Below are 2,822 nucleotides of genomic sequence, written 5' to 3' on the forward strand. Positions count from 1 at the left end.
GCGCTCCAACGGTGAGCTTTTGCTCCGCTTCGGTCAGGCCCGGCGTATAGGCTGCTTCCAGTTCGGCGGCGGGGCGCGCTGGATCGACGGCGAAGGCGCCGAAGAAATCGGCATCTTCGGGATCGACCACGGCACGGCTGGCGAACAGCTTGTCGAGCAGGCGCGGATAGCGATCCGGGACGAAAATGTAGACCTGGTCGCCGGCGGCGAGCCGGCCCATGTCCTGGAAGCGCATCGAACGGCCGTCACGCAGCACCAGCGAGGGTCGCGCCCAGCGTGGGATGCGCTCGCCGCGCGCCACCGGGCTGCCGGGTGCGACGCGATAGGCGAGAAGCTCGTGATGGGCCGAACCCGGCAATTCCAGCTCGACCTTGTCCAGCGGTCCGAGCCGCGCCGGCACGATCAAACCGAGGCGGCGCGCCAGCGGTCCGACCGTCCAGCCCTGGATGACCAGCGAAACCAGAACGATGATGAAGGCGGTGTTGAAGATGACACGGCCATTTTCCAGCCCGCCGAGCAGCGGGGTGATGGCGAGCAGGATCGACACCGCGCCGCGCAGGCCGACCCACGAGACAAAGGCGACTTCGGGGCGCGGCATGCGGAACGGGATCAGGCAGAGCCAGACGGCGACCGGCCGCGCCACGAACATCAGGAACAGGCCGAGCAGCACCGCCGGCACCATGATCGCCGGGAATTGCGAGGGCGTCGCGAACAGGCCGAGGATGAGGAACATGATGATCTGTGCCAGCCATGACATGCCGTCCTGGAAGCGCTTGAGGATGGTGACGGCGCGGATATCGGAATTGCCCGAGATGAGGCCGGCGATATAGACCGCCAGGAAGCCAGAGCCGCCAATGGCGCCGGCGGCGGCAAAGACCATCAACGACAAGGTCAGCACGAAGATCGGCAGCAGGCCATGGTCGAGATTGAGCCGGTCGACGAGACGCACGATGGCGAGGCCGCCGAGCACGCCGACGACAGCGCCAAGGCCCATGTTGAGGAGGAAGCCGAGGAAAAGGCTGGTGACCAGGACGTTGGTCTCGGGATTGGCATGAGCGGCGATGATCTCGACCAGCGTGATGGTCAGGAAGATGGCGATGGGGTCATTGGTGCCGGATTCCACCTCGAGCGTCGAGCGCACGCGTTCGCGCAGATTGATCTCGCCGGCACGCAGCAGGAAGAACACGGCGGCCGCATCGGTGGAGGCGACGGCGGCGCCGAGCAGGAAGGATTCCAGCCAGGTGAGGTCGAGCAGATAGTGGGCGGCGGCGCCGAACAGGCCGGTGGTCAGAATTACGCCGAAGGTCGCCAGCGACAACGCCGGGCCGGCTGCCTGCCGCAAGGCGTTGAGCGGCGTGCCGAAGCCGGAATCGAACAGGATGACGGCCAGCGCCAGTGAGCCGGCAAAATAGGCGATGCGGGCATTGTCGAACTGGATGCCGAGACCGTCGGTGCCGGTGGCGAGGCCAATGCAGAGGAACAGGAGCAGAAGAGGGGCGCCGAAGCGGAAGGCGATCAGGCTCGAAAACGCGGCGGCGACGACAAGCGCTGTGCCGACCAGCGTGACGAGATAGATCGCATGCTCCATCCTGAAATCAGCCCCTCAAATTTGTCTGTCTCCTGCTTTGCGAGAGAGTGGGGCGAAGACGTGACCAGTGCAAGGCGGCAGGGTGGCTTTTTGGTCTATGCCGCTGATTTTCGGATGTTTTGGCGCCCGGGACACAATTTGGGAAGGCGCAAGCTGCGCTCATGAAAAACGCCCGGGCAAAGCCGGGCGTTCCAAGTCTCGAAAAGAGGGCTTTGTGATCAGGCGATGGTCTTGCCGAAGGCGACCGATGTGTCGCCCATGCGGTTGGAGAAACCCCATTCATTGTCGTACCAGGAGAGCACCGATACGAAATTGCCGTCCATCACCTTGGTCTGGTCGAGCGCCATGATCGAGGAGCGCGGATCGTGGTTGAAGTCGATCGACACGTTCGGGTGATGGGTGACGCCGAGAATGCCCTTGAGCTTGCCGTTGGAGGCGGCGATCACCGCTTCGTTGATCTCCTGCACCGTGGTCGACCGCTTGGCGATGAACTTGAAATCGACGACCGAGACGTTCGGGGTCGGCACGCGGATCGAGATGCCGTCGAGCTTGCCCTTGAGGTCGGGCAGCACCAAGCCGATCGCCTTGGCGGCACCGGTCGAGGTCGGGATCTGCGACAGCGCCGCGGCGCGGGCGCGGTAGAGATCCTTGTGCATGGTGTCCAGCGTCGGCTGGTCGCCGGTGTAGGAGTGGATCGTCGTCATCATGCCTTTTTCGATGCCGACCGTTTCGTGCAGCACGGCTGCCAGCGGCGCCAGGCAGTTGGTGGTGCACGAGGCATTCGAGATGACGATATGATCCTTGGTCAACTGGTCGTGGTTGATGCCGTAGACCACGGTGAGGTCGGCGCCTTCGGCAGGGGCCGAAACGATGACGCGCTTGGCGCCGGCGGTCAGGTGTGCCGCTGCCTTGTCGCGGGCGGTGAAGATGCCGGTGCATTCGAGCGCGATGTCGATGCCGAGTTCCTTCCACGGCAACTGCGTCGGATCCTTGATCGCGGTGACCTTGAACGTCTCCTTGCCGACGGTGATCTGGTCGCCGGATACCGAGACTTCATGCGGGAAGCGGCCGTGCACGCTGTCATAGCGCAAGAGGTGCGCATTGGTCTCGACTGGGCCGAGGTCGTTGACGGCGACGACGTCGATGTCCTTGCGGCCGGATTCATGGATAGCGCGCAGGATGTTGCGGCCGATGCGGCCAAATCCGTTGATGGCAACTCTGACGGTCATAATTC

General features: G+C 64.0%; 2 protein-coding genes. Both read right to left on the reverse strand.

Going from position 1 to position 2,822, the window contains the following annotated elements:
- On the reverse strand, positions 1-1,588 hold a 1,588-nt coding region (locus ENZ74_RS27795), incomplete at its 3' end, for a potassium/proton antiporter (RefSeq protein ID WP_127313146.1).
- A gap of 218 nt (positions 1,589-1,806) precedes the next feature.
- Positions 1,807-2,817, reverse strand: a complete 1,011-nt coding sequence (gene gap, locus ENZ74_RS27800; RefSeq protein WP_013529249.1) for a type I glyceraldehyde-3-phosphate dehydrogenase — start codon at positions 2,815-2,817, stop codon at positions 1,807-1,809.
- Between the last annotated feature and the right edge of the window lie 5 nt (positions 2,818-2,822).

This window comes from Mesorhizobium sp. M7A.F.Ca.CA.002.15.2.1 (assembly GCF_003998715.1).
Taxonomy (GTDB): domain Bacteria; phylum Pseudomonadota; class Alphaproteobacteria; order Rhizobiales; family Rhizobiaceae; genus Mesorhizobium; species Mesorhizobium ciceri.

Coding starts and splice junctions, on each gene's coding strand:
- gap (WP_013529249.1), bottom strand. CDS start 2,817: ATGACCGTCAGAGTTGCCATCAACGGATTTGGCCGCATCGGCCGCAAC.